The following is a 19,889-nucleotide window of genomic DNA, read 5'->3' on the forward strand; positions in this document are numbered from 1 at the left end:
CATCGCGCGCCGGGGGGCGTGCACGCTTGACGCGCGTCAAGTCGCGTGGCGGGTGCTGCTTCTACCATCGGCCGTGCTCACTCACGACTTTGGAAATCATCATGAAGCACACCCTCGGCGCCAAGGCCATCGCCGCCGCGCTCGTCGCAGGCGCCGCGCTTTTTTGCGCCGGCGCATCAGCCCAGTCCGCCGACACCCCCATCGAATCGCCGAAGACATTCGGCTTCATCAAGGACAGCTCGCAAGGCATCTACGCCGGTGACGTTCTCGCGCGCGTGCGCGCGATCGGCATCATGCCGGACTCGCACGCGAGCGGAAGCGTATTGCCGACGCTCGGCGTCACGGTGAACAACGCGATCGTGCCGGAGCTCGACTTCACGTACATGGTTCTCGACAACGTCGGCATCGAACTCATCCTCGGCATGTCACGGCATCAGCTCACCTCGAGTCTGGGTCACTTGGGCGGCGTGAACGTGCTGCCGCCGACGCTGCTGCTGCAATACCACTTCAATCACGCCGGCAGGGTGCGGCCGTATGTCGGCGCCGGCATCAACTACACGCGCTTCTGGAACAGCAATCTGAACGCGGGCGGCACGCCGATCTCCATCCGGAACCACAGCGTCGGTCCGGCCCTGCAGGCTGGCGTCGACATTCAGATGACCAAGACGGTGTTCTTCAACTTCGACATCAAGAAGATCTGGATGAAGACCGATACGTCGCTCGCGGGCGCGGATCTCGGCACGCTGCACATCGATCCGCTGATCGTCGGCGTCGGGCTCGGCATCAAGTTCTGAGCGGCGCTGCGCGATCAACGCACGCCTCGGCGGGTGCCGAGCGCCGGGTTCCGAAACGCTGGCAATCCGGTACGCCGGCGAGGGGAGCCGGGCGCCACGCAAGCCCGTCTGTGGCGTCCCCTTTTTTCCGGCGCGTGGGTCCCCTTGATGCCGTTGATGCCGTTGATGCCGTGGGGGCGGCGGGAGCAGCAGAGGCGCCTCGGGGCGTTTGCCTTGTCCTAAAACGCGATGCGGCATAAAGGGCGATGCGGCAAATTGTCGCGCAGCCCCTACATGAGAACGCAAGTCATTTACGCTGCGCGACGACAGCGCCTACAATGCCTGGTTCCCTGAATTTTTCACATTCGTACCCGGCCCAGGCATGCGCAAGCTCCGTCAGCATCGCGTCGCAATCGGGATCGCCTTGACGGCGATCCTGCTGGCAGCGCTCATGCCAGCGATTGCGCAATGGCGGGCCGCCATGCAGCGGGACCCGTTTGCGGTCTACTGCACGGTGCAAGGCGCGCAAGCCGCGTTGGGCGCGTCCACCGCGCCACGCGTCGATGCGCAGCGCGAGCCCGCGCACGACGGGCACTCGGGCCACGACGACGCGCAGGCGCCACCCATCAACGCCGAGGCCGCAAGCCTGCACGGCCAGTACAGCGAGCACGGCGGCGGCGATCATTCGCTCGCGTCGACGCAACACTGGGAAAAGTGCGGCTATTGCACGCTCTGGTCCCATCAGCCGCTCGTCACCACCGACCTCCTTTCTCTCCCGCCCGCGTCTGCGCCCGGCGTCTCCACCGCCCCGCGGGTGCTGGTGCCGCACTACCCGCGCGTCCGCTTCTACGCCGCGCTCGCACGCGCACCGCCCGCCCTCTCGGTCTGATCTCACGTCGACTTCCGGTCGATGCCGGAAGCCTTTACCGAACGTGCCGCGCCTTGCGGCAAATCGTGTCGCTCATGCCACGCGCAGCGGGACTCGCCCATCGCGTCTGACGGACGCGCTTGGCCCACAGGCGGCCGCGCGTCGGTGCGCGTGCGGCCCGCGCCGCGCGTGGCACCGATGCCGCTCCGGGTAGCGTGACGACGCGTCGCCTTATCAGGCCCGCACCCCGCGCCCCGTGCCTCGCCCATTGACCCACGTCAGCCGGGCAGGGCCGAGCGAGCGCGGCGAGCACGTTCGACACCTACGATCACCAGGCGGCCGGCCACCGGCCGCGAGAGAGACATTCATGTCACGTTCCATGCCACAGAAGCCGTTGCAAACGGCCATTGCACTCGCCCTCGCTTCGCTGGGCGGCACCGCGCACGCGCTCACCACCGACCCGGAGACCACCGGCATGCGTGTGGCCGCCGAAGCAACCCATGCCGCCACGCACACCGGGGCGCATGCCAGGAATCGCTTGTCGGAGACAGACAGCGCCTCGGGAGCCGGCGCTACCCCAGTGGCGTCGTTGACGCTCGCACAGGCGATCGTGCCCGACGCGACGCGCACGGCGCCTCCCTTCGCCGCCACGAGTTCGGGCTCGGCAGCAACGACACTGCCCGCCACGACCGTGACGGCGACGCCCGAGTCGCTCACCTCGCCCAGCATCGAAGACCAGAAGGCCGCGCTGTTCCAGACGGCGGGCTCCGTCGGCTTCGTCGACGCAGACAGCTATCAGGACACTTACGCCTTCAACTTGCGCGACGTGCTCAAGGACAGTCCCGGCGTCTACGTGCAGAACCGCTACGGGCAGGAAATGCGCGTGTCGATTCGCGGCTCGGGCATTGCCCGCGGCTACCACGTGCGCGGCCTCGAGATCCTTCAGGACGGCATTCCGACCAACTCGGCGGACGGCAGCGGCGACTACTACCAGATCGACCCACTCGGCCTTCGTTCGACGGAGATCTACAAGGGCGGCAACGGCCTCGCCTACGGTTCGACGACGCTCGGCGGCGCCCTGAACTTCGTGACGCCCACCGCTTACACGGCTGAGGCCGCCAATCAGTTCCGCATCGATGGCGGCAGCTTCGGCACCGTGCGGGCGAGCGCCCAGATGTCGCGCATCTTCGGCCCGCTCGACGCACTGGCGACCGTCACGGTCAACCGCGCGGACGGCTATCGCGATCACGCCAAGGGCAACTACGCGCAGATCAACGCGAACGTCGGCTATAAATTCTCTCCGCGCGTGGAGACCCGCTTCTTCTTCGGTGCTTACGTGGTCGACCAGAAGCTGCCCGGCACTCTCTCGCTGTCCGACGCGCTCCACAACCCGACCAAAGCCGCCGCATCGGCCATCTCCGGCGACCAGGCGCGCAACACGCGCACGGAGCGGCTTGGCAACCTCACCACGATCCGCCTCGAGACCGGTCAGCTCGACATCGCGTCCTGGGTCATTCACAAAAGCCTGTACCACCCGATCTTCCAGGTACTGGACCAGGACGGCTGGACGTATGGCGTGGCCCCTCGCTACACCGCCAACCTCACGCTGGCGGGCATGCGCAACGACCTGATCGTCGGCGCACGATTCTTCGGCGGCAACACGCGTGCCGATCAGTACGTCAACGTGAACGGCAACCGCGGCGCCCAGACCCTGGCCTCCCGGCAGAGTGCTTACAACTACGAGGCATACTTCGAGAACCGGCTGTTCTTCCTGCCGACGATCGGCCTGATGATCGGCGCCAAGGCCTATCGCGACGTCCGACAGTACGTCGACTACGGTGGCATGCCGGGCGACACCAACTATCGCTCGACGAGTGCGGCGTACTCCGGCGTCAATCCGAAGATCGGGCTGCTCTGGGAGCCGCGCAAGGACGTGCAGGCGTTCCTCGACGTTACGCGCAGCGCCGACGTGCCCGACTTCACCGACCTGTCGCAGACGTTCGGCGCCACCTCGCGCTTCGTGCCGCTCGCCTCGCAGCACGCGTGGACAATCGAGGCGGGCACGCGCGGAAAGCTCGATCGCTTCGCGTGGGACGTCACCGCCTACCGCTCGCTCGTGCGCGACCAACTGCTTCAGTACACGACCACACCGGACGTCCCGGCGGCCACGTTCAACGCGAACAAGACCGTGCTGCAGGGTCTGGAGATCGGCGCCTGCGTCGACCTGTTCAAAAACGTGATAGCGACAGGCGATCGCGTAACGCTGGCGCAGATCTGGAACTACAGCGATTTCCGGTTCCGCGATGATCCGCAGTACGGCAGCAACCGGATTGCCGGCGTGCCGACAAACGTCCTGCGCACTACGCTGGGCTACGCGTTGTCGAACCGCTTCCAGATCGCTGCGTCGCTCGACTGGGTACCCGCGGGCGCCTACGTCGACTACGCCAACACGATGCGCGTACCCGGCTACACGTTGCTTGGCGTGCAGGCGTCGTATCAGGTGCAGCGCGGCGTTACGTTCTATGTCGACGCCCGCAATCTGACCGACAGGCGCTACGTCACCGACTTCAGCACCGTGACGGATGCGCGCACCGCCAACACCGCCGTGTTCTATCCGGGCGATGGCCGCAGCGTGTTCGCCGGTCTGCGATTTGCATTCTGATTTGCGTTCTGATTTTGATTCGCGTCCTGACTCGCTTCTTGACTCACGTCCCTACTCGCGTTCTGATTGCATGCTGATTTGCACCACGATCGCGATCGGCGTTTCGGCGATGGGTTCGGTGGGCATTTCAGTGAGCATTTCAGTGGGCATTCCGGCCGGCGCCTCGGCGGGCGCCGCGATCTGTCGGCGGTCGGACCGGTGCACCGGGGACTCAGGACTGCGGACGCACGGCCGGCCCGCCGGTGGGTCGCGCGCGATGCAGCCAGTCGCGCGCGCCGTCCGGCCAGCCGATGCTCAGAGCATCCGCCGCAAGGTGTCGTCGCGGCGGAAGTAGTGATGCCACAGCGCCGCCAGCGCGTGCAAGCCGATGACCCAATAGAACGCGTTGCCCACCGTCTCGTGAATATCCTTGATGGCGCGGCGTGCAGCGTCGTCCTGAGCGATGAACTGGGGCAGCGCAACGTCGAGCCCGGGAATCGTCAACACATGGCCACCCGCATTGAGTGTGAGATAGCCGAGGACGGGCTGGGCGAAGATGAACAGGTACAGCAGCAGGTGCACCACCGCCGAACCCGCACGCACCATCCAGCTTTGGCCCGGCAATGCCGCCGGCGCCCCCTTGACGAGCCGCCACAGCAGCCGCGGCACCGCCAGCAGCAGCGCCAACGTCCCCGCCCATTCGTGAATCGTCATGGACAATGCACGCGGAGCACTGCCCTTCGGCAGATAGCCCTTCGTGATCACGGCCGCATACGCGATCACGATCAGCAGCGCGATCGCCCAGTGAAAGAAGATCGCCGGCGGGGCATAGCGTCCGACGGGCGATAACGGCGAACCGGGCGAGCGAAACTTGATCGCGTTGTCCATTTTCGTGGCACTCCTCTTTTCATCGGGGACTGACGCATTATCGCCTTCCGGTCGTTACGCGAAAAGGTCACAAAACGTCACAGTTGTTACGCCGCGTTTCCGATTGATATTTGGATTCCTCCTCACATGAGCCGTCGACCAATGCCGGCTTGCGCCCGGCCCGACGCACACAGCAACCGCCGCCACCGAGCCGTCTCGCTGCGGAGCAACATTCGCTGCGTGCATCGGTGAGGCAAGCTTAGCCTCGCGGATCGGCGAAAGGCTTGTGAACTATCCGAGAGAATCGACGACCGAACGCAATAGCGGAGATGTCCGGGCCATGGCCAGGACGAATCCGACCCAAAAGATAGGACGACACCGCGAAGTGTTGCGCCAAGCCCTCACTGCACTGGTCAGAGTTCGACGTGCAGGCCGATAATGGACGCAAAAATCGAGGAGGACACATGATGCGAAACATCTCTCTACCCGGCGGCGAATCAGTACCGGTGCTCGGTCAGGGCACGTGGATGATGGGCGAGAAGCCCGAGCGCCGCCGCGGCGAGATCGCGGCGCTGCGGCTTGGCGTCTCGCTCGGCATGACGCTCGTCGACACGGCCGAAATGTACGGCGAAGGCGCGACCGAGACCCTTGTCGGCGAAGCGCTCGACGGCCTTCGCGACGAGGTATTTCTCGTGAGCAAGGTGTACCCGCACAATGCATCGCGCCGCGGCGTGATCGACGCCTGCGAGCGTAGTCTCTCGCGCCTGCGCACGGACCGGCTCGACCTGTATCTTCTTCACTGGCGCGGCGCAGTGCCGCTCGAGGAAACGATCGCGGGATTCGAAACGCTGCGCGACGCGGGCAAGATTCGCTATTGGGGCGTGAGCAACTTCGACACTGACGACATGGAGGAGCTGTTCGGCGCCGCGGGCGGCAACGCATGCATCACCAATCAGGTGCTCTACAACCTGTCCCGGCGCGGGCCGGAATACGACCTCGTCCCCTGGCTCGCCCGGCACGGACTACCCATGATGGCCTACTCGCCCATCGAGCAGGGGCGGCTGCCCACGAAAGGCGTGCTCGGCGACATCGCACAGGCACGAAACGTCGCCCCGTTGCAGATCGCTCTCGCCTGGGTGCTGAACCGCCAGCGCGTCATCGCGATCCCGAAGGCTGGCTCCGAGGACCATGTGCGGGCCAATCGCGCGGCGCTCGACATTACCTTGAGCGCCGAAGAGCTGGCCATGCTCGACCATCACTTCGAGCCACCGTCGCGCAAGCGCCCGCTGGAGATGATCTGAGCGCATCGCCGGCCCGTCTCGCATACAGGGAGGATAGCGAATCAATTTAGCGAATCAATTTTCACGACCCCGTTTTTCGCATCCGCCATTTTTGACCGTCCCTCGGGCTAACGCGGCCGACGCAGTACACTTAGCGTTTTCGTTTTTCGCAGGACGGCTTCATGAACGATTCGCGTCCCGTCGTCGTCATCGGGGGCGGTTTGGTCGGCGTGTGTACCGCCGCATATCTTCAGCGTGCCGGGCACACCGTTGTCATCGTCGATCGGCAGTCTGCGCGCCAAGCGGCGTCGCTCGGCAATGCCGGGTGCATCAACGGATCCTCTGTCGTTCCGATCGCCATGCCCGGCGTGCTCTGGCAGGTGCCGGGCTGGCTGATGCAGCCCGATGGTCCGCTGGTGCTGCGCTGGCGTTATCTGCCGCGCATGATGCCCTGGCTGCTGCGGTTCATTGCGGCGAGTCAGCCCGATCGGGTCGCGGCACAGGCACGTGCATTGCGCGCGCTCCTCTGCCCGGCGCTCGAGGCCTATCAGCCCTTGCTCGACGACGCCAACGCAAACGACCTCGTCACGCGTCGCGGTTATCTCATTGCGTATTCGACGGAAAGCGGCATGCGGGGCGACGAAGGCGGCATGGCGCTGCGGCGCGAGAACGGCGTGCTGATCGAGACGCTGGACGCTGCCGCGCTGCGCGAGTTCGAGCCGACGTTATCCCGCGACTTCGTCGGTGCACGCTACATCAGCGAGACGGGACATACGCTCGATCCGGGCGCGTTGCTCGCCCGGCTGACAGCGCAGGTGACGGCCCGCGGCGGGCGCGTGGTCGACGGCTCCGCCGTGGCCATCGAGACGAACGACGCGCGCGCGGTTGCCGTGCATACCGATCGGGGACGCGAAGTCGCGAGCGCAGTCGTCGTGGCCGCCGGCGCCTGGTCGGCGCCGTTCGCGCGCCAATTGGGTGACCGAATCGTTTTCGACACCGAACGCGGTTACCACGTTGAAATTCCTGCGCCGGAGGAAATGCCGTCGCGGCCAGTGATGTGGGCCGAGGGCAAGCTGTTCGCCACCCCGATGAACGGACGCCTTCGCGGCGCCGGCACGGTCGAGCTCGCAGGCTTGCAGGCGCCGCCGAACTGGCGTCGCGCGGACCTGCTACTGCGCCAGTTGCACCAGATGTTCCCCGGCGCAGCGCCGGGCGCGAAGTCGACGGCGTCGGTGGACGGCGCGCGGTGGCAAGGCTTCCGCCCGAGCACGCCCGACTCGCTGCCGGTGCTGGGCGCGGCCTCCAAGGTACCGAACGCGTTCTATGCGTTCGGCCACGGGCACGTGGGTCTGACCGCCGCCGCATCGACGGGCCGCACGATTGCGGCGCTGGTAAGCGGCGAGCGACCGACGATCGACCTGTCGCCGTTCTCCATCGGCCGCTTCCGCTGAGCCGAGACGGCGGCGCGCGGCGCCACGCCACATCGGGCCACATCGGGTCACGCTACGCCACGCGCCGCCCGTCAGCGACGCATTACGCATTACGCCTTCCACACGCTCGCCACGATGTCGCATGAGCGCAGGCGAAGCGCAGGGTCGTAGACGTCGGTAACGAGCATCAGCTCGTCCGCCCGCGTGCGCTCGACCAGGTGCGACAGTCCGTCCTGCACGCGCTGCGGACCGCCAACGACCGCCACGCCGAGGAACGCCTCCACGGAGTGCTGCTCGGCCGGGTCCCAGCGCTCGTCCATGTCGTGCACCGGCGGTTGCAGCTTCAGGCTCTGGCCGCGCATCAGCGCAAGGATCTTCTGCTGTGCCGAAGTCGCGAGATAAGCGGCCTCTTCGTCGGTCGGTGCTGCAACGACCGGCACGCCAATCATGACGTAAGGCTTGTCGAGGACGGCGGACGGACGGAAAAGGTCGCGATAAAGACGAATCGCATCGAACATGAACCGCGGCGCGAAATGCGATGCGAACGCGTAGGGCAGACCCAGATGCGCGGCCAGTTGCGCCGAGAAAAGCGATGAACCGAGCAGCCACACGGGAATGTCGCTGCCCGCGCCGGGCGTCGCCACCAGGCGCTGCCCAGGCTGCGCCGGCGCCAGCAACGCACGCAACTCCGCGACCTGCTCCGGAAAATCGTCCCCATCGGACAGACGATCGCGGCGCAGCGCGCGCATCGTCGCCTGATCGGCGCCCGGTGCACGGCCCAACCCTAGGTCGATGCGCCCCGGATACAGCGCCGCGAGCGTACCGAAGTTTTCGGCAACGACCAGCGGAGGGTGGTTCGGCAGCATCACGCCACCCGAGCCGACGCGAATTCGCGACGTCTTGCCCGCGACGTGGCCGATCAGCAACGCCGTCGCCGAACTCGCAATGCCATCCATGTTGTGATGTTCGGCCAGCCAGAACCGCGTGAACCCGAGACGCTCGACGTGTTGGGCGAGTTCCGTGGACTGTTTGAGGGCTTCGGCTACCGTGCCACCGGCGCGTACAGGCACCAGGTCCAGCATCGAGAGGGCCGTTTTCGACAGACTGCTCATGGGATTCTCCATTTACGTGCGCATACTGGCAGGGCCATCGCCCGGCCGCGCCATGTCCTCGCGCGGGGCGATCACGCTCCCGGGGTGACGCGCACTACCGGCAGAAAGTATAGTGACGAAGGTGCCAAATCCCCAGTAGGCACCCTTTAGTTGAATAGTCACCATTTGGTTACCATGAGCAAACCCGAACCGTTCGTTTTCGAAGAGACGTGTGTGCCGCGCCGCGTGCTGGAACTCTTCAGCGTGAAGTGGACGAGCATGGTGCTCTACGCCTTGCAGTGCGGCACCACGCGCACCGGCGAGTTGCAGCGCCGCCTGCCCGGCATTTCCAAGAAGATGCTCACGCAGACGCTGCGCGAGCTCGAGCGGGATGGTCTGATTCACCGCGAGGTCTACGCGGTGGTCCCGCCCAAGGTCGAATACTCGCTCACGCCGCTGGGCGAGCTCTTCATCGAGCCGATCGAAATGCTTTACCGATGGGGCAACCAGCATGCAGACGTCCTCGCACAATTGAGTCTGCGCCGCGGTAAGCGCAGCCCCTCTCCCGCGGTTGCCGATTTCACGGTTATCTGACAGAGTGGCCATGTTGCAGCGCAAAGTGCGTCGCGCCTGCAGCCGTACTCTCGTCACGAACTCCGCGGCCGGCGCCGACTGGCCTCGCGCCGCATCGCCGAGGGATCATGCCAAGCCACCAGAAAGCCCGTGTCGCCACGCGGGCGTCAGCGAACGCCCGCGCAACGGCGCGCGCATCCGGCACCCTGCCCGTCGACCTTGCGCTGCAGGGCGGCGGCGCGCACGGCGCGTTCACATGGGGCGTGCTCGACCGACTGCTTGAAGAGATCTCCCACACCTCGCCCTTTCACATCGAAGGCATCTCCGGCACGTCGGCCGGTGCCATGAACGCCGCAGTGCTCGCGACCGGCTATGCCCGTGGCGGCCCAGACGCAGCCCGCGGCGCGCTCGAGCGTTTCTGGCGTGACGTCGCTCACGCCGGCCGGTTCAGTCCGTTGCGTCGCACCCCTCTCGACATCGTGCTGGGCCGCTGGTCGCTCGACAATTCACCGTTCTTCATGTTTTTCGATCTGGCTGCACGCGTCGTGTCGCCCTACGATCTCGCACCGCTCGAATTCAATCCGCTGCGTCGGCTGCTCGCCGACCACATCGATTTCGACGGTATCGGCGCCTGCCCGATTCAGCTTTTCATCACCGCGACGAACGTGCGCACCGGACGCGGGCGCGTCTTTCGCAACGCCGAGATGACGGCCGACGTGCTCCTCGCATCCGCGTGTCTGCCAATGCTCTATCGCGCCATCGACATCGACGGCGAATCGTACTGGGACGGCGGCTACGCGGGCAATCCGTCGATCACGCCACTGGTGCGCGAGACGGTGTCGTGCGACACCATTCTCGTACAGGTCAACCCCGTCGAGCGCGCCGAAGTGCCGCGCTCGGCGCGCGACATCCTGAACCGCGTCAACGAAGTGTCGTTCAACGCCACGCTGCTCAAGGAATTGCGCATGATCGCAGTGCTGCGCCAGGTCGTGGACGCGGGCAGCGACGAAGGCAGGCGCTGGGCGCAGATGCGCATGCACCGCATCGCGAGCGACATGATGACCTCGCTCGGCTACTCGTCGAAACTCTCCGCCGAATGGGATTTTCTGGTGATGCTGCGCGACGAGGGGCGACGCTGCGCGGACGCCTTCCTGCAACGGCACGGCGCAGACATCGGGCGTCGCGCGACGCTCGATCTGGACATTGGCCTCGATCCGCTCGCACAGGCGCCCTGAATGGAGCTCGCCGGCATCCTGATCGGCCTGGGGTTACTCGTCTGGCTCGCCTATCGCGGCTGGACCGTGCTGCTGCCGCGCCCGCGGCGGGCGATCTCGCAGTGGGGCTGGGCGGTGCGTTCGTCACTTACGGCGGCATGAGCCTGTTCGCGGCCTTCTTCGTGCTGGCCCCCATGGCGCATGCGCTCTTTCGCGAGGCCGACATCCCGGTGCGGTTGATGCCGGCTGCCATTGCGCTGGGCGCCTCTACCTTCACGATGTCCGCCATGCCCGGCACGCCCGCCCTCCAGAACGCCATTCCAATACTTTTTTTCCGGCACGACCCCGTTCGCGGCACCGGGACTCGGCCTGATGGCCTCGGGCTCAGCGATCGAGCAGGCGTCCCAGACGCATCATCGTGACATTCACGCCGAGATGGCGCATCGACGGCTGCACGATAACGCAGTTGTCGTAGGGCGTGACGATGATCTCGTCGCCGTCGCGCGCGATCTCCGTGCCGGCCTTTTCGATCACCTCCAGTCCCTTGAACGGCTGCGAGAAGCGGAAGTCCATCGAGCGCGCCACCACGGGCTGCGTGATTTCCACGAACTTCTGGCGCGCCGGCTTCGGCAGCGTGAGCCACGCTGCCACGTCCTGCGCCGACACCACGCCCGCGTGGAGCAGGAAACGCGCGGCCGCGTCGAGCGCGACGTCGCGCGCGCTGGCCGCAAAGTGCTGGCCCGTCTCGATGAGCAGCGCGTTCTTCGGGCTTGCCGGATCGCCAAAACCGCCGTAGTCGCGCATGCGCGTGCCGTTGGCGTGTCCCTTGTCGATGATCACATGCTCGGGCGTGCCGATCTCGGCGGCCAGTGCGATGGCCTTCTCGAGCGGGCCGGTCATCATCAGCGGCGCCGAGGCTTCGTGCATCGAGTGAATGTCGAGCAGCAGATCGACCGTATCGATGAGCGCACGCATGGCGCGCGCTCGCGCCAGCTCACGGCTTTGGCGCTCGCCGTCGAGCGCCGCCGGCGACCAGACGCGGTTCATGTCTTCATCGAGAAAACGGGTCGCATCGGCGTTCTCGGCATTGAACGCTTCATACGCGCCGACGTTGCCGAAGCCCAGCGACAGACGGCCGGCCGAAGGGCGCACGCCCGCGGCGAGCAGCGCGTCCACGGCAATGGCGCCACTCACTTCGTTGCCGTGCGTGAGTGCAAGAATCATGACGTGCCGGCCGGGCTTGCCGCTATCGAACGTATGCAGATAGTCGATGCCGGTGTTGCCTTCGCGCCAGCGGGTGATGTCGGGAAACGAGACTTCGATCGGGTACGCCGGCAGGGCGGCGCGGATGGCTTCAAGCGTGGTCATGGAAAATGCTCCGCAAGGGGATGCCGAAAAAAAGACGACGTCGCGGCAGCAGAAGCGGCGGACGTCGTCGTTGCGGCGAAAATCAATCAGTCGATGGTCGGTGCGCCGGCCGGTCAGGCCTTCGATGCACGCGTCGAACCGTGCGCAATGCCGACGATCTTGCCTGCACGCACGCGGCGCCCCAGCGAGATCACGGCGCAGATGCTGAGCACGGCTGTCGCCATGACGTAGAAGCTCGGGGCGAGTTTGTTGTGCGTGGCGTCGATGAGCCAGGTCACGATCAGCGGGGCAAAACCGCCGAACACCGTTACCGAAAAGTTGTACGACAGCGCCAGGCCCGTGCCGCGAGTGCTCGTCGGGAAGATGTCGGCGAGAAGCGCGGGCAGCGGCGCGAGGCTCACGGCGATGAGCAGGCCGACGAGCGCCTGCACCATCAGCAGCGTCTGGAACGTCGGATAGCGATTGAGCAGCACGAACAGCGGATACGTCGTCACGCCCACCAGAATCAGCGCCCAGAGCATCACGCGAATGCGGCCGAACCTGTCGGACAGATGGCCGACGACCGGCGCCGCGATCATCAGCATCACGCCGGTCACGACCGCGCCGAGGAACGACGACGTCGCCGGAATGTGAAGTTGCTTCACCGCATACGTGGGCATGTACAGCTTGTGGACGTAGTTGAACGCGGTGGCCGCGGCCACGACGCCGGCGCCGAGCAGCATGTTGGCGCGATCGCGGCCGAAGACTTCGCGCAGCGGCGACTTCTCGCGCTGCTTCTCGCCGAGCTTCTTGAAGTCGGCGGTTTCGTCGATGTTGCGGCGAATGTAGAGGCCGACCGGGCCGATAAGCAGCCCCACGGCGAAGGCGATGCGCCAGCCCCACGCGCTCAGTTGGTCGGCGCTCAGCAACAGGCTGAGCAGCGCGGAGACGCCGGCGGCGAGCACCGTGGCCAGCCCCTGCGTAGACATCTGCCAACTGGCGAAGAAACCGCGGCGCCTGGCGTCGGCGTGCTCGACCATGAACGCCGTGGCCGCGCCGAATTCACCGCCGGTGGAGAAGCCCTGCAGCATGCGCGCCACGATGATGATGAGCGGCGAGGCTATGCCGATCTGCTCATAAGTCGGCGCAAACGCGATCATGGCGGTGCCGAGCATCATCAGGCCGATGGAGACCGTGAGCGAAGCCTTGCGGCCGGCGCGGTCGGCGTAGCTGCCGAGAATGATGGAACCGAGCGGACGCGTGACGAACGAGATCCCGAACGTGCCGACGGACAGCAGCAGCGAGGTGGTCGCGTCGTGCGCGGGGAAGAACAACTGGCCGATCACGATGGCGAAGTAGCCATAGATCAGCAAGTCGTAGAACTCAAGTGCATTGCCGATGCTCGCGGCGCAGATTTCGCGCCACGGATTGTGTTGTGCCGGTTTGGCGGTGCTGCTGGTCATACCCTGCTCCTCTGGGGGTGGCTGGCATTGAAGTCGAAGTGTGTGGCGGCCGCACGCGCGGCGCATGAGGCGCATGAGGCGCATCAGCTGCATGGGGCCCATTCATGAGGCGCGCGGGCCACCGGCCAGTCTCAGGAAGCGGAGTGTAGGCGGGAGAAATTCGGGCTTCGTGCCGTTTCGGCACGCAAATGTGCTGATTGCGGGGCAACAGGTCGAGCGCCCGGCGACCTGCCAAAAAAACGCCGCGGGCAAGCCGCGGCCAAGAGGGAACCGTATTCTCGCCGCGCGCGAGCCCGTTGGGGGCCGCCGCAGTCCCGGCGAACGCGAACGACCCGCCAGCGCACGCGGCGTGGCGATTTATCGCTTCGCCGAGTCTTCGTCCATCGCGTCACGCGTGAGATATGCGCCGGTCACGTGCGGCAGATGCTCGAGCAGCCACCGCGCCATCTCGACTTCCTGGGGCAAGATCATTTCGCAGGTCTCGCGCACGTCGTCGCGCCCGCAGGTGCGCGCGGCGGCGATCAGTGTCGTGTACGCCGCGATCTCGATGTTCTCGAAGACATAGCCGGCCATGGCCCCCTTGACCACCTCGTCCGAGGCGAGGCCGCCGCCGAGCGCCTGCCCGAAGGCGCCGATACGTCCGGCAAGGTCCTTCATCGTCGAAGGCGAGCTGCCCATGCTGTCCAGACACGCTTCGAGCGACTTCTGCTGCCCGATCGTCTCTTCGATGTGCTGTTCGATTCGCGCCTTGAGTTCGGGGTAATGCTCAAGACGCGACGCCTGCGCCTTGAGCATCGTCTCCGCATGCTTTTCCATCGCATACGCATCCCGGAGCCAATCGATCAGATGATCCTGTGCTTCGTTCATGAATCTCTCCTGTTGGATTGAATGAGCGCCAGACGGCGGCTGCCACACTCGCCGCCCTCCCGAATCTCCGAAGGTCTCGTCGAGGGATAGGCGCGACCTCGCTGCCGAAGCACGCAACGGGCGTGCCAGCACGCCGCCGACGCTACCCACCCGCCGCGGCGGCGCGCCGGAACGGAGAATGTGCACAAGTCTGTAGAAATCACCTCTTTCGCAAGCGCGCACCGACGCGGCCAGACGGCAAGCGGCAAACGGCAAACGGCAAAACGCCGCGCGCGACGCCCGGCGCGGCGCGCCGTCGGAACAGGGAACCGGTTCGCCCGCTACGTCGACGAACCTGCGGGGCGTCGTGGGCTACCACGGTGGCAACGGCCCACGAGGCACGCAAAGGCACGCAAAGGCACACAAAGACACACGAAGGCACGCAACTTGCCTGATGCAGAACCGGACGGCCAGCCGGCCGGCTTTGCACTCCGGAAACCCTGCCACGGATCGACCATGCCGAGACCCGGGAAACCCTTTCGCACCGTCAATCGGCTGCGACGCACGTTGATGCTCGCCTTTGCCGGCACGGCCGCCGAACTGGCCTTGCGCGGCAGTCCATGGGCGTCGCCGTCGAGCGCCGCGACGCCGGGCGCCGGTGCGGCCAGCGCCGCGGCGGCGGGCAATGCCGTCGATGCCGCGGCGCTGCGGCAATTCGTCGCGTTCTCGACAGCCATCACGGGGCATAAGACGCTCGACACCGAGACGGCCCGCCGCATCTATCTCGCGTTTCGTGCGCATTCGGACACGTTCGCGAGCGACGCCCGCCGGCTGGCCGATCTCGCGGCGGCGGCCAATGACGACGCCAACGCGCTACTGGCGGCAGCGTCGAAGGAAGGACTTCGCGACGCGTGTCTGTCGGTCGTGGCCGCGTGGTACACGGGCACCGTCGGCGAGGGCGCGGACGCGACCGTCGTCGCGTATCACGACGCGCTGATGTACCAGCCCGTGGCCGACGGTCAGAGCCCGCCGACGTACTGCCGCGGCGGGCCCGCCTGGTGGACGGAGGCGCCGCCGGCCGCGGGGGTATCGCCGCCGGTCAACCGCCCGGTAACCCCCGCGCCGACGACCGGCTTCCCGGTGCCGACGACGGACCAGCCCGCCCCGCCGAAGACCACCCCGACGCCGTCGAACCGCCAGAAGGAGTCCACGCAATGAAGGCACGCTCCCCCGCATTCAGCGCCAACGGCGACGCACAGGCCGACGTGGTCGTCGTGGGCTCCGGCGTTGTCGGCGCAATGATCGCCGCGCGCGTGAGCGCGCAGGGCTATTCGGTGCTCGTGCTCGAAGCGGGCCCGCGCATCGAGCGCGGGCGCGCCGTCGAGAACTGGCGCAACCTTCCGTTCGCGCAGCGTGTCGGGTCCGACTTCCAGAGCCCTTTTCCGCAATCCCCGCTCGCGCCGGCCCCGCTCTATTTTCCGAAGAACAACTACGTCGGCCTGAGCGGCCCGAGCGGACAGGGTTTTCAACAGGGCTACCTGCGCGTGGTGGGCGGTACCACATGGCACTGGGCGGCGTCGTGCTGGCGGCATCTGCCCGTCGACTTGCGAATGAAAAGCACCTATGGCGTGGGCCGGGACTGGCCGATCGAGTATCGCGAGCTCGAGCCGTTCTATTGCGAGGCCGAGCGCGAGATGGGCGTCGCAGGTCCGCATGACCCGGCGCTGCAGTCGCCCCCCGAGCGCAGCGAGCCGTATCCGATGGACATGATCCCGTGGGGATACGCCGACCGGCGTTTCGCCGAGATCGTGAATCCGCACGGCTATCGCCTCGTGCCGATTCCCCAGGCGCGCAACGTCGTGCCGTGGGACGGCCGGCCCGCTTGCTGCGGCAACAACAATTGCCAGCCGATCTGCCCGATCTCGGCGATGTACAACGGCATCCACCATGTCGAGCGCGCGGAGCGGCTGGGCGCGAAGGTGCTCGATCAGGCCGTCGCATACCGCGTGGACACCGACGAGACCAATCGCGTGACGGCCGTGCATTGGTATGACGCCTCGCGCAAGTCCCGCAAGGCCACGGGCAAGTGCTTCGTGCTCGCGTGCAACGGCATCGAGACGCCGCGCCTGCTGTTGCTCGCGGCCAACGCGCGCAATCCGAACGGCATCGCGAATGCATCCGATCAGGTCGGGCGCAACATGATGGATCACTCCGGCTTTCACTGCACGTTCCTCGCCGGCGAGCCACTATGGACGGGCCGCGGTCCGGCGCAAAGCAGCTGCATGGTCGGCGCGCGCGACGGCGAGTTCCGGTCGCGCTACTCCGCCAACAAGATCATCCTGAACAACATCACGCGCGTGGGGCCGGCGGCGACACAGGCGCTCAAGCTCGGGCTCGTGGGCAAGGCGCTCGACGACGAAATCCGGCGGCGCACCATCTTCGGCGTCGATCTGTCGATCAGCCTCGAGCCCCTGCCGAACCCGACGAACCGCCTTACGTTGAGCCGGACCCGGCGCGACCCGCTGGGCCTCGCCTGCCCGGACATCTACTACGACGTCGGCGAGTACGTGACGCAAGGCGCCCAGGCATGCAAAGCGCAGCTCGAGCATATCGGCAGCCTGTTCCATGCGGTCGATTTCGAGATCACGCAGCAGCTCAATGCAAACAACCACATCATGGGCGGCACGATCATGGGCGCCAGCCCGAAGGACTCGGTCGTCGACGGCAACTGCCGCGCGCACGACCACGCCAACCTGTGGCTGCCCGGCGGCGGTGCGATGCCGTCCGCCAGTGTGGTCAACAGCACGCTGACGATGGCTGCGCTCGGCCTGAAGGCCGCCGCCAACATCCTCGCCACGCTCGGGCGCACCTAGCATGAAGCCGACACCACGCCTTCGAGCCGGGCGGCGCACGTGCGTCGCGCGTGTGGCCCTGAGCCTGGCGCTCTTCGCAACGGGCGGCGCCGCGCTTGCCGGGCAGGCCGCCAGCGCGCCGGCCGACAACGCCACGCTCGCCCGTGGCAAGTATCTGGCCATCGCGGGCGATTGCGCGGCATGTCACACCGCCCCTGCCGGCAAGCCGTTCGCGGGCGGCTACAGCCTCGAATCGCCGCTCGGCGCGATTTACGCGACCAACATCACGCCGTCGAAGCAGGCCGGCATCGGCAACTACACGGAAGCGCAGTTCGCACGCGCGGTGCGAGAAGGCGTTCGGGCCGACGGACAGCATCTCTACCCGGCCATGCCCTACACGTCCTATGCGAAGGTATCGGACGAAGACATCCACGCGCTCTATGTCTACTTCATGCATGGCGTCGAACCGGTCGACGTGCGCGCGGCGCAGACGCAGCTCGCCTTTCCGTTCAGCATGCGCAGCACGCTGGCGGCGTGGAACGTGCTGTTCCTCGATCGAGAACGCTTCCGGCCGGATCCATCGAAATCGGAGCAGGTCAATCGCGGCAACTATCTGGTCAACGGACTGGCGCACTGCGGCGCGTGTCATACGCCGCGCAGTGCGTTCATGAACGAGATGTCGTCCAGGGCGCTCTCGGGCGCCCAGGTGGGGCCGTGGTTCGCGCCGGACATCACCTCGGGCGACTCGGGCATCGGCCGCTGGCGCGACGAGGCGTTGGTGGAGTACCTGCGCACGGGGCGCCTGGCCGGCAAGGCCAATGCCGCGGGACCGATGGCCGAGGCGGTGCAGAACAGCCTTCAATATCTGACGGACGCCGATCTGCACGCCATCGTCGCGTATCTGCGTACCGTGCCGTCCGTCTCGCCACAGGCCGCCCCTCAGACGGCCGCGTTCTCGCTGGGCGGCCCCTATAGCGACGAGGCCCGACAGCGGGGCGCCGAGAAGAGCAACTCGCACGACGCGATCAGGGGCGGCGCGCGACTCTTCAGTGCGTACTGCGCGAGCTGCCACCGTCCCGACGGCGGCGGCAGCCGCGACGGACAATACCCGGCGCTGTATCACAACACCACCACAGGGCATCCTGATCCGACGAACGTGGTCGCCACGATCCTCAATGGCGTCACGCGCACGGTGGGCGGCAAGACCGTGGCGATGCCGCGCTTCGACGAGAAGTCCGTGGTGGCATCGCTCTCCGACGAAGACATCGCCGCCATCACGAATTATGTGACGGCGCACTACGGCAACCCGAAGGCGCAGCCCGTGTCCGCCGAGCGCGTCTCGGCGTTACGGCACGGCGGTCCGCGTCCGCTGATCGCGCGCCTGCCTCCGGCAGCGTGGGTGATGGCGCTGGCGCTCGCGCTCGCCATCATGCTCGCGGCCGTGGCATTCATCGTGCGCCGGCGCCATAGCCGCACGCCGCCCCCCCGACCGCCTGCGCCGTCGGGCTCGCGGTAACGCCCGACCCGGTTTCGCAGCTTTGCCGACACTCCCGGTTGGGCGCCGCCTCGTCGGTCAGTCCGGGGACGTCCGGCGTGGCGGCGGCTGCGCCCGAGGGCGTATGAACGCCCCGGCGCACGGCCGGTGGCGCTTACGATCGGGATAAACCCGGAGCGTCACCATGCCCCGCGCCCGGAGTCTCACGTCGGACGGGGCCTTCGGCCTTCGGGGACCGCCAAGGCGGGGGGATCGGTGCAAATTGGGGTGGCGCACCGCCAATCACGGACTACACTTCCTAAGTACGGAAGTTGCACAAAGACCGCGCAAGACGATTCGTTGTGCGAAGGTAGAAATTGGGCTCGTGATGTAGGGGTTTCATTCCTTCACGGGAGGCATGTCCATGACGTGCCTGAACAGGTGGATGGCCAGCGGTTGTATCGGCGCCTGTGTCGCCGCCCTCACCGGCGTGGCGACGGCGGAGGGCGTCAACCCGGGATCATCCGAAAAGATGATGTTGGCCAACGTTGGCCCCGCGCCGCTGCCGGTCAGCGTGCCGCCAGCGTCGGCCCCTGTGTCTGTCGCCGCGGTGCCTGCCGTTCCCGTCACGGTATATCCGTTTGGCCGCCCTGGCCCCGACGTGAGCGCGCGGGCTGACGACAGCGCGCTGCTCTACACCCGTATCGAGGCCATCAACGGCGCCGCGTCCGCCGATGGGAGCATCCGGCACGCCCGGTGGGTCGACACCACGCCCGCCGAGCCCGCCGCCAGGCCCGCGCAGCGTTATCTGGCGATCGGGCCTTCCACGTCGCCACGGCTGTCGCTCGTGCAATGGGACAATGCCGACGACAAGCTCGGCTCGGATCCCAAGCGAGGCCTGTCGCTCAAGACCGACGACTGGACCGTCTCGGCCAGCGCCAAGATACCGGTGCTGGGGCAGCATGACATCGGCGCGTCGGTGTACGTGAAACGGCGCTTCTGAAAGCGCATCGCCCGACGAGAAGTGGCCGGGGGTTTCGCGCCGGCCCTCGTGAGGCCCTCACGACCCGCAATCTCTTCACTATTGATCCGGCCCCTGTGAACTTGTATCAAGCTGCATAGCGAACAGGGCCGTGCTCGAAATACTTGCGAATTCGTTCGGGCTGGCGT

The 19,889-nt window shown here is 66.6% G+C and carries 17 protein-coding genes and 1 pseudogene; 13 read left to right on the forward strand and 5 right to left on the reverse strand.

All coding sequences use genetic code 11. The features are described 5' to 3' along the window. Nucleotides 1-101: 101 nt before the first annotated feature. The 3 genes from CDN36_RS17850 to CDN36_RS17860 all read left to right on the forward strand — a co-directional run bounded on the left by CDN36_RS17850 (nucleotide 102) and on the right by CDN36_RS17860 (nucleotide 4,303). Nucleotides 102-794, forward strand: coding sequence for an OmpW/AlkL family protein (locus CDN36_RS17850; protein ID WP_150553738.1), 693 nt, complete (start codon nucleotides 102-104; stop codon nucleotides 792-794). Between the two features lie 361 nt (nucleotides 795-1,155). Beyond that, nucleotides 1,156-1,662, forward strand: a complete 507-nt coding sequence (locus tag CDN36_RS17855; protein ID WP_287497470.1) for a DUF2946 family protein — start codon at nucleotides 1,156-1,158, stop codon at nucleotides 1,660-1,662. A 346-nt stretch (nucleotides 1,663-2,008) separates the two neighbouring features. Continuing rightward, nucleotides 2,009-4,303, forward strand: a complete 2,295-nt coding sequence (locus CDN36_RS17860) for a TonB-dependent receptor family protein (protein ID WP_287497471.1) — start codon at nucleotides 2,009-2,011, stop codon at nucleotides 4,301-4,303. A gap of 294 nt (nucleotides 4,304-4,597) precedes the next feature. Here CDN36_RS17860 and CDN36_RS17865 read toward each other — a convergent pair whose 3' ends face one another. Further along, nucleotides 4,598-5,170: a cytochrome b gene (locus CDN36_RS17865; protein WP_150553740.1), complete on the reverse strand. Its 573-nt coding sequence runs from the start codon at nucleotides 5,168-5,170 to the stop codon at nucleotides 4,598-4,600. A 446-nt stretch (nucleotides 5,171-5,616) separates the two neighbouring features. Here CDN36_RS17865 and CDN36_RS17870 point away from each other — a divergent pair, with 446 nt between their 5' ends. Further along, nucleotides 5,617-6,450, forward strand: a complete 834-nt coding sequence (locus CDN36_RS17870; RefSeq protein WP_370749694.1) for an aldo/keto reductase — start codon at nucleotides 5,617-5,619, stop codon at nucleotides 6,448-6,450. Between the two features lie 161 nt (nucleotides 6,451-6,611). Beyond that, nucleotides 6,612-7,880 carry an NAD(P)/FAD-dependent oxidoreductase gene (locus CDN36_RS17875; RefSeq protein WP_287497472.1) on the forward strand — a complete coding sequence of 423 codons (1,269 nt, stop codon included), beginning with the start codon at nucleotides 6,612-6,614 and terminating at the stop codon, nucleotides 7,878-7,880. Nucleotides 7,881-7,969: 89 nt separating this feature from the next. Here the strand turns inward: CDN36_RS17875 and CDN36_RS17880 are convergent, their stop codons facing one another. Continuing rightward, nucleotides 7,970-8,971 carry an LLM class flavin-dependent oxidoreductase gene (locus CDN36_RS17880; protein ID WP_150553743.1) on the reverse strand — a complete coding sequence of 334 codons (1,002 nt, stop codon included), beginning with the start codon at nucleotides 8,969-8,971 and terminating at the stop codon, nucleotides 7,970-7,972. 174 nt (nucleotides 8,972-9,145) lie between these two features. Here CDN36_RS17880 and CDN36_RS17885 point away from each other — a divergent pair, with 174 nt between their 5' ends. The 4 genes and pseudogenes from CDN36_RS17885 to CDN36_RS17895 form a co-directional block, all read left to right on the forward strand. Then, a complete protein-coding gene (locus CDN36_RS17885) occupies nucleotides 9,146-9,544 on the forward strand; it encodes a winged helix-turn-helix transcriptional regulator (protein ID WP_150553744.1) in 399 nt (132 codons plus the stop codon). Between the two features lie 203 nt (nucleotides 9,545-9,747). Then, nucleotides 9,748-10,758, forward strand: coding sequence for a patatin-like phospholipase family protein (locus CDN36_RS17890; protein WP_241013749.1), 1,011 nt, complete (start codon nucleotides 9,748-9,750; stop codon nucleotides 10,756-10,758). Then, nucleotides 10,759-10,899 (forward strand): hypothetical protein, encoded by a 141-nt coding sequence (locus CDN36_RS22600; protein WP_241013724.1) that lies wholly within the window; start codon nucleotides 10,759-10,761, stop codon nucleotides 10,897-10,899. Then, a pseudogene (locus tag CDN36_RS17895) lies at nucleotides 10,854-11,118 on the forward strand (GntP family permease); the annotation flags it as partial. The gene CDN36_RS22600 and the pseudogene CDN36_RS17895, both read left to right, overlap by 46 nt. A 3-nt stretch (nucleotides 11,119-11,121) precedes the next feature. Here the strand turns inward: CDN36_RS17895 and CDN36_RS17900 are convergent. The 3 genes from CDN36_RS17900 to CDN36_RS17910 all read right to left on the reverse strand — a co-directional run bounded on the left by CDN36_RS17900 (nucleotide 11,122) and on the right by CDN36_RS17910 (nucleotide 14,414). Further along, nucleotides 11,122-12,105 (reverse strand): M14 family metallopeptidase, encoded by a 984-nt coding sequence (locus tag CDN36_RS17900; RefSeq protein WP_150553746.1) that lies wholly within the window; start codon nucleotides 12,103-12,105, stop codon nucleotides 11,122-11,124. 113 nt (nucleotides 12,106-12,218) lie between these two features. Beyond that, nucleotides 12,219-13,547, reverse strand: a complete 1,329-nt coding sequence (locus CDN36_RS17905; protein WP_150553747.1) for an MFS transporter — start codon at nucleotides 13,545-13,547, stop codon at nucleotides 12,219-12,221. A 357-nt stretch (nucleotides 13,548-13,904) separates the two neighbouring features. Further along, the gene (locus CDN36_RS17910; RefSeq protein WP_150553748.1) at nucleotides 13,905-14,414 is read right to left on the reverse strand and encodes a ferritin-like domain-containing protein; all 510 of its coding nucleotides are present in this window, start codon (nucleotides 14,412-14,414) and stop codon (nucleotides 13,905-13,907) included. A gap of 495 nt (nucleotides 14,415-14,909) precedes the next feature. On the opposite strand from CDN36_RS17910, the gene CDN36_RS17915 reads away from it, so the two are divergent. The 4 genes from CDN36_RS17915 to CDN36_RS17930 all read left to right on the forward strand — a co-directional run bounded on the left by CDN36_RS17915 (nucleotide 14,910) and on the right by CDN36_RS17930 (nucleotide 19,722). Then, nucleotides 14,910-15,611 carry a sugar dehydrogenase complex small subunit gene (locus CDN36_RS17915; protein ID WP_287497473.1) on the forward strand — a complete coding sequence of 234 codons (702 nt, stop codon included), beginning with the start codon at nucleotides 14,910-14,912 and terminating at the stop codon, nucleotides 15,609-15,611. Next, a complete protein-coding gene (locus CDN36_RS17920; protein ID WP_150553750.1) occupies nucleotides 15,608-17,266 on the forward strand; it encodes a GMC family oxidoreductase in 1,659 nt (552 codons plus the stop codon). Before CDN36_RS17915 ends, CDN36_RS17920 begins: the two co-directional genes overlap by 4 nt. Nucleotides 17,267-17,318: 52 nt before the next feature. After that, nucleotides 17,319-18,761, forward strand: a complete 1,443-nt coding sequence (locus CDN36_RS17925) for a c-type cytochrome (protein WP_287497474.1) — start codon at nucleotides 17,319-17,321, stop codon at nucleotides 18,759-18,761. 382 nt (nucleotides 18,762-19,143) lie between these two features. Further along, nucleotides 19,144-19,722, forward strand: a complete 579-nt coding sequence (locus CDN36_RS17930) for a hypothetical protein (protein ID WP_287497475.1) — start codon at nucleotides 19,144-19,146, stop codon at nucleotides 19,720-19,722. Nucleotides 19,723-19,889: the final 167 nt, after the last annotated feature.

The sequence above is a fragment of the Pandoraea sp. CB10b_02 genome (assembly GCF_002216225.1).
GTDB classification, from domain to species: domain Bacteria; phylum Pseudomonadota; class Gammaproteobacteria; order Burkholderiales; family Burkholderiaceae; genus Pandoraea; species Pandoraea nosoerga.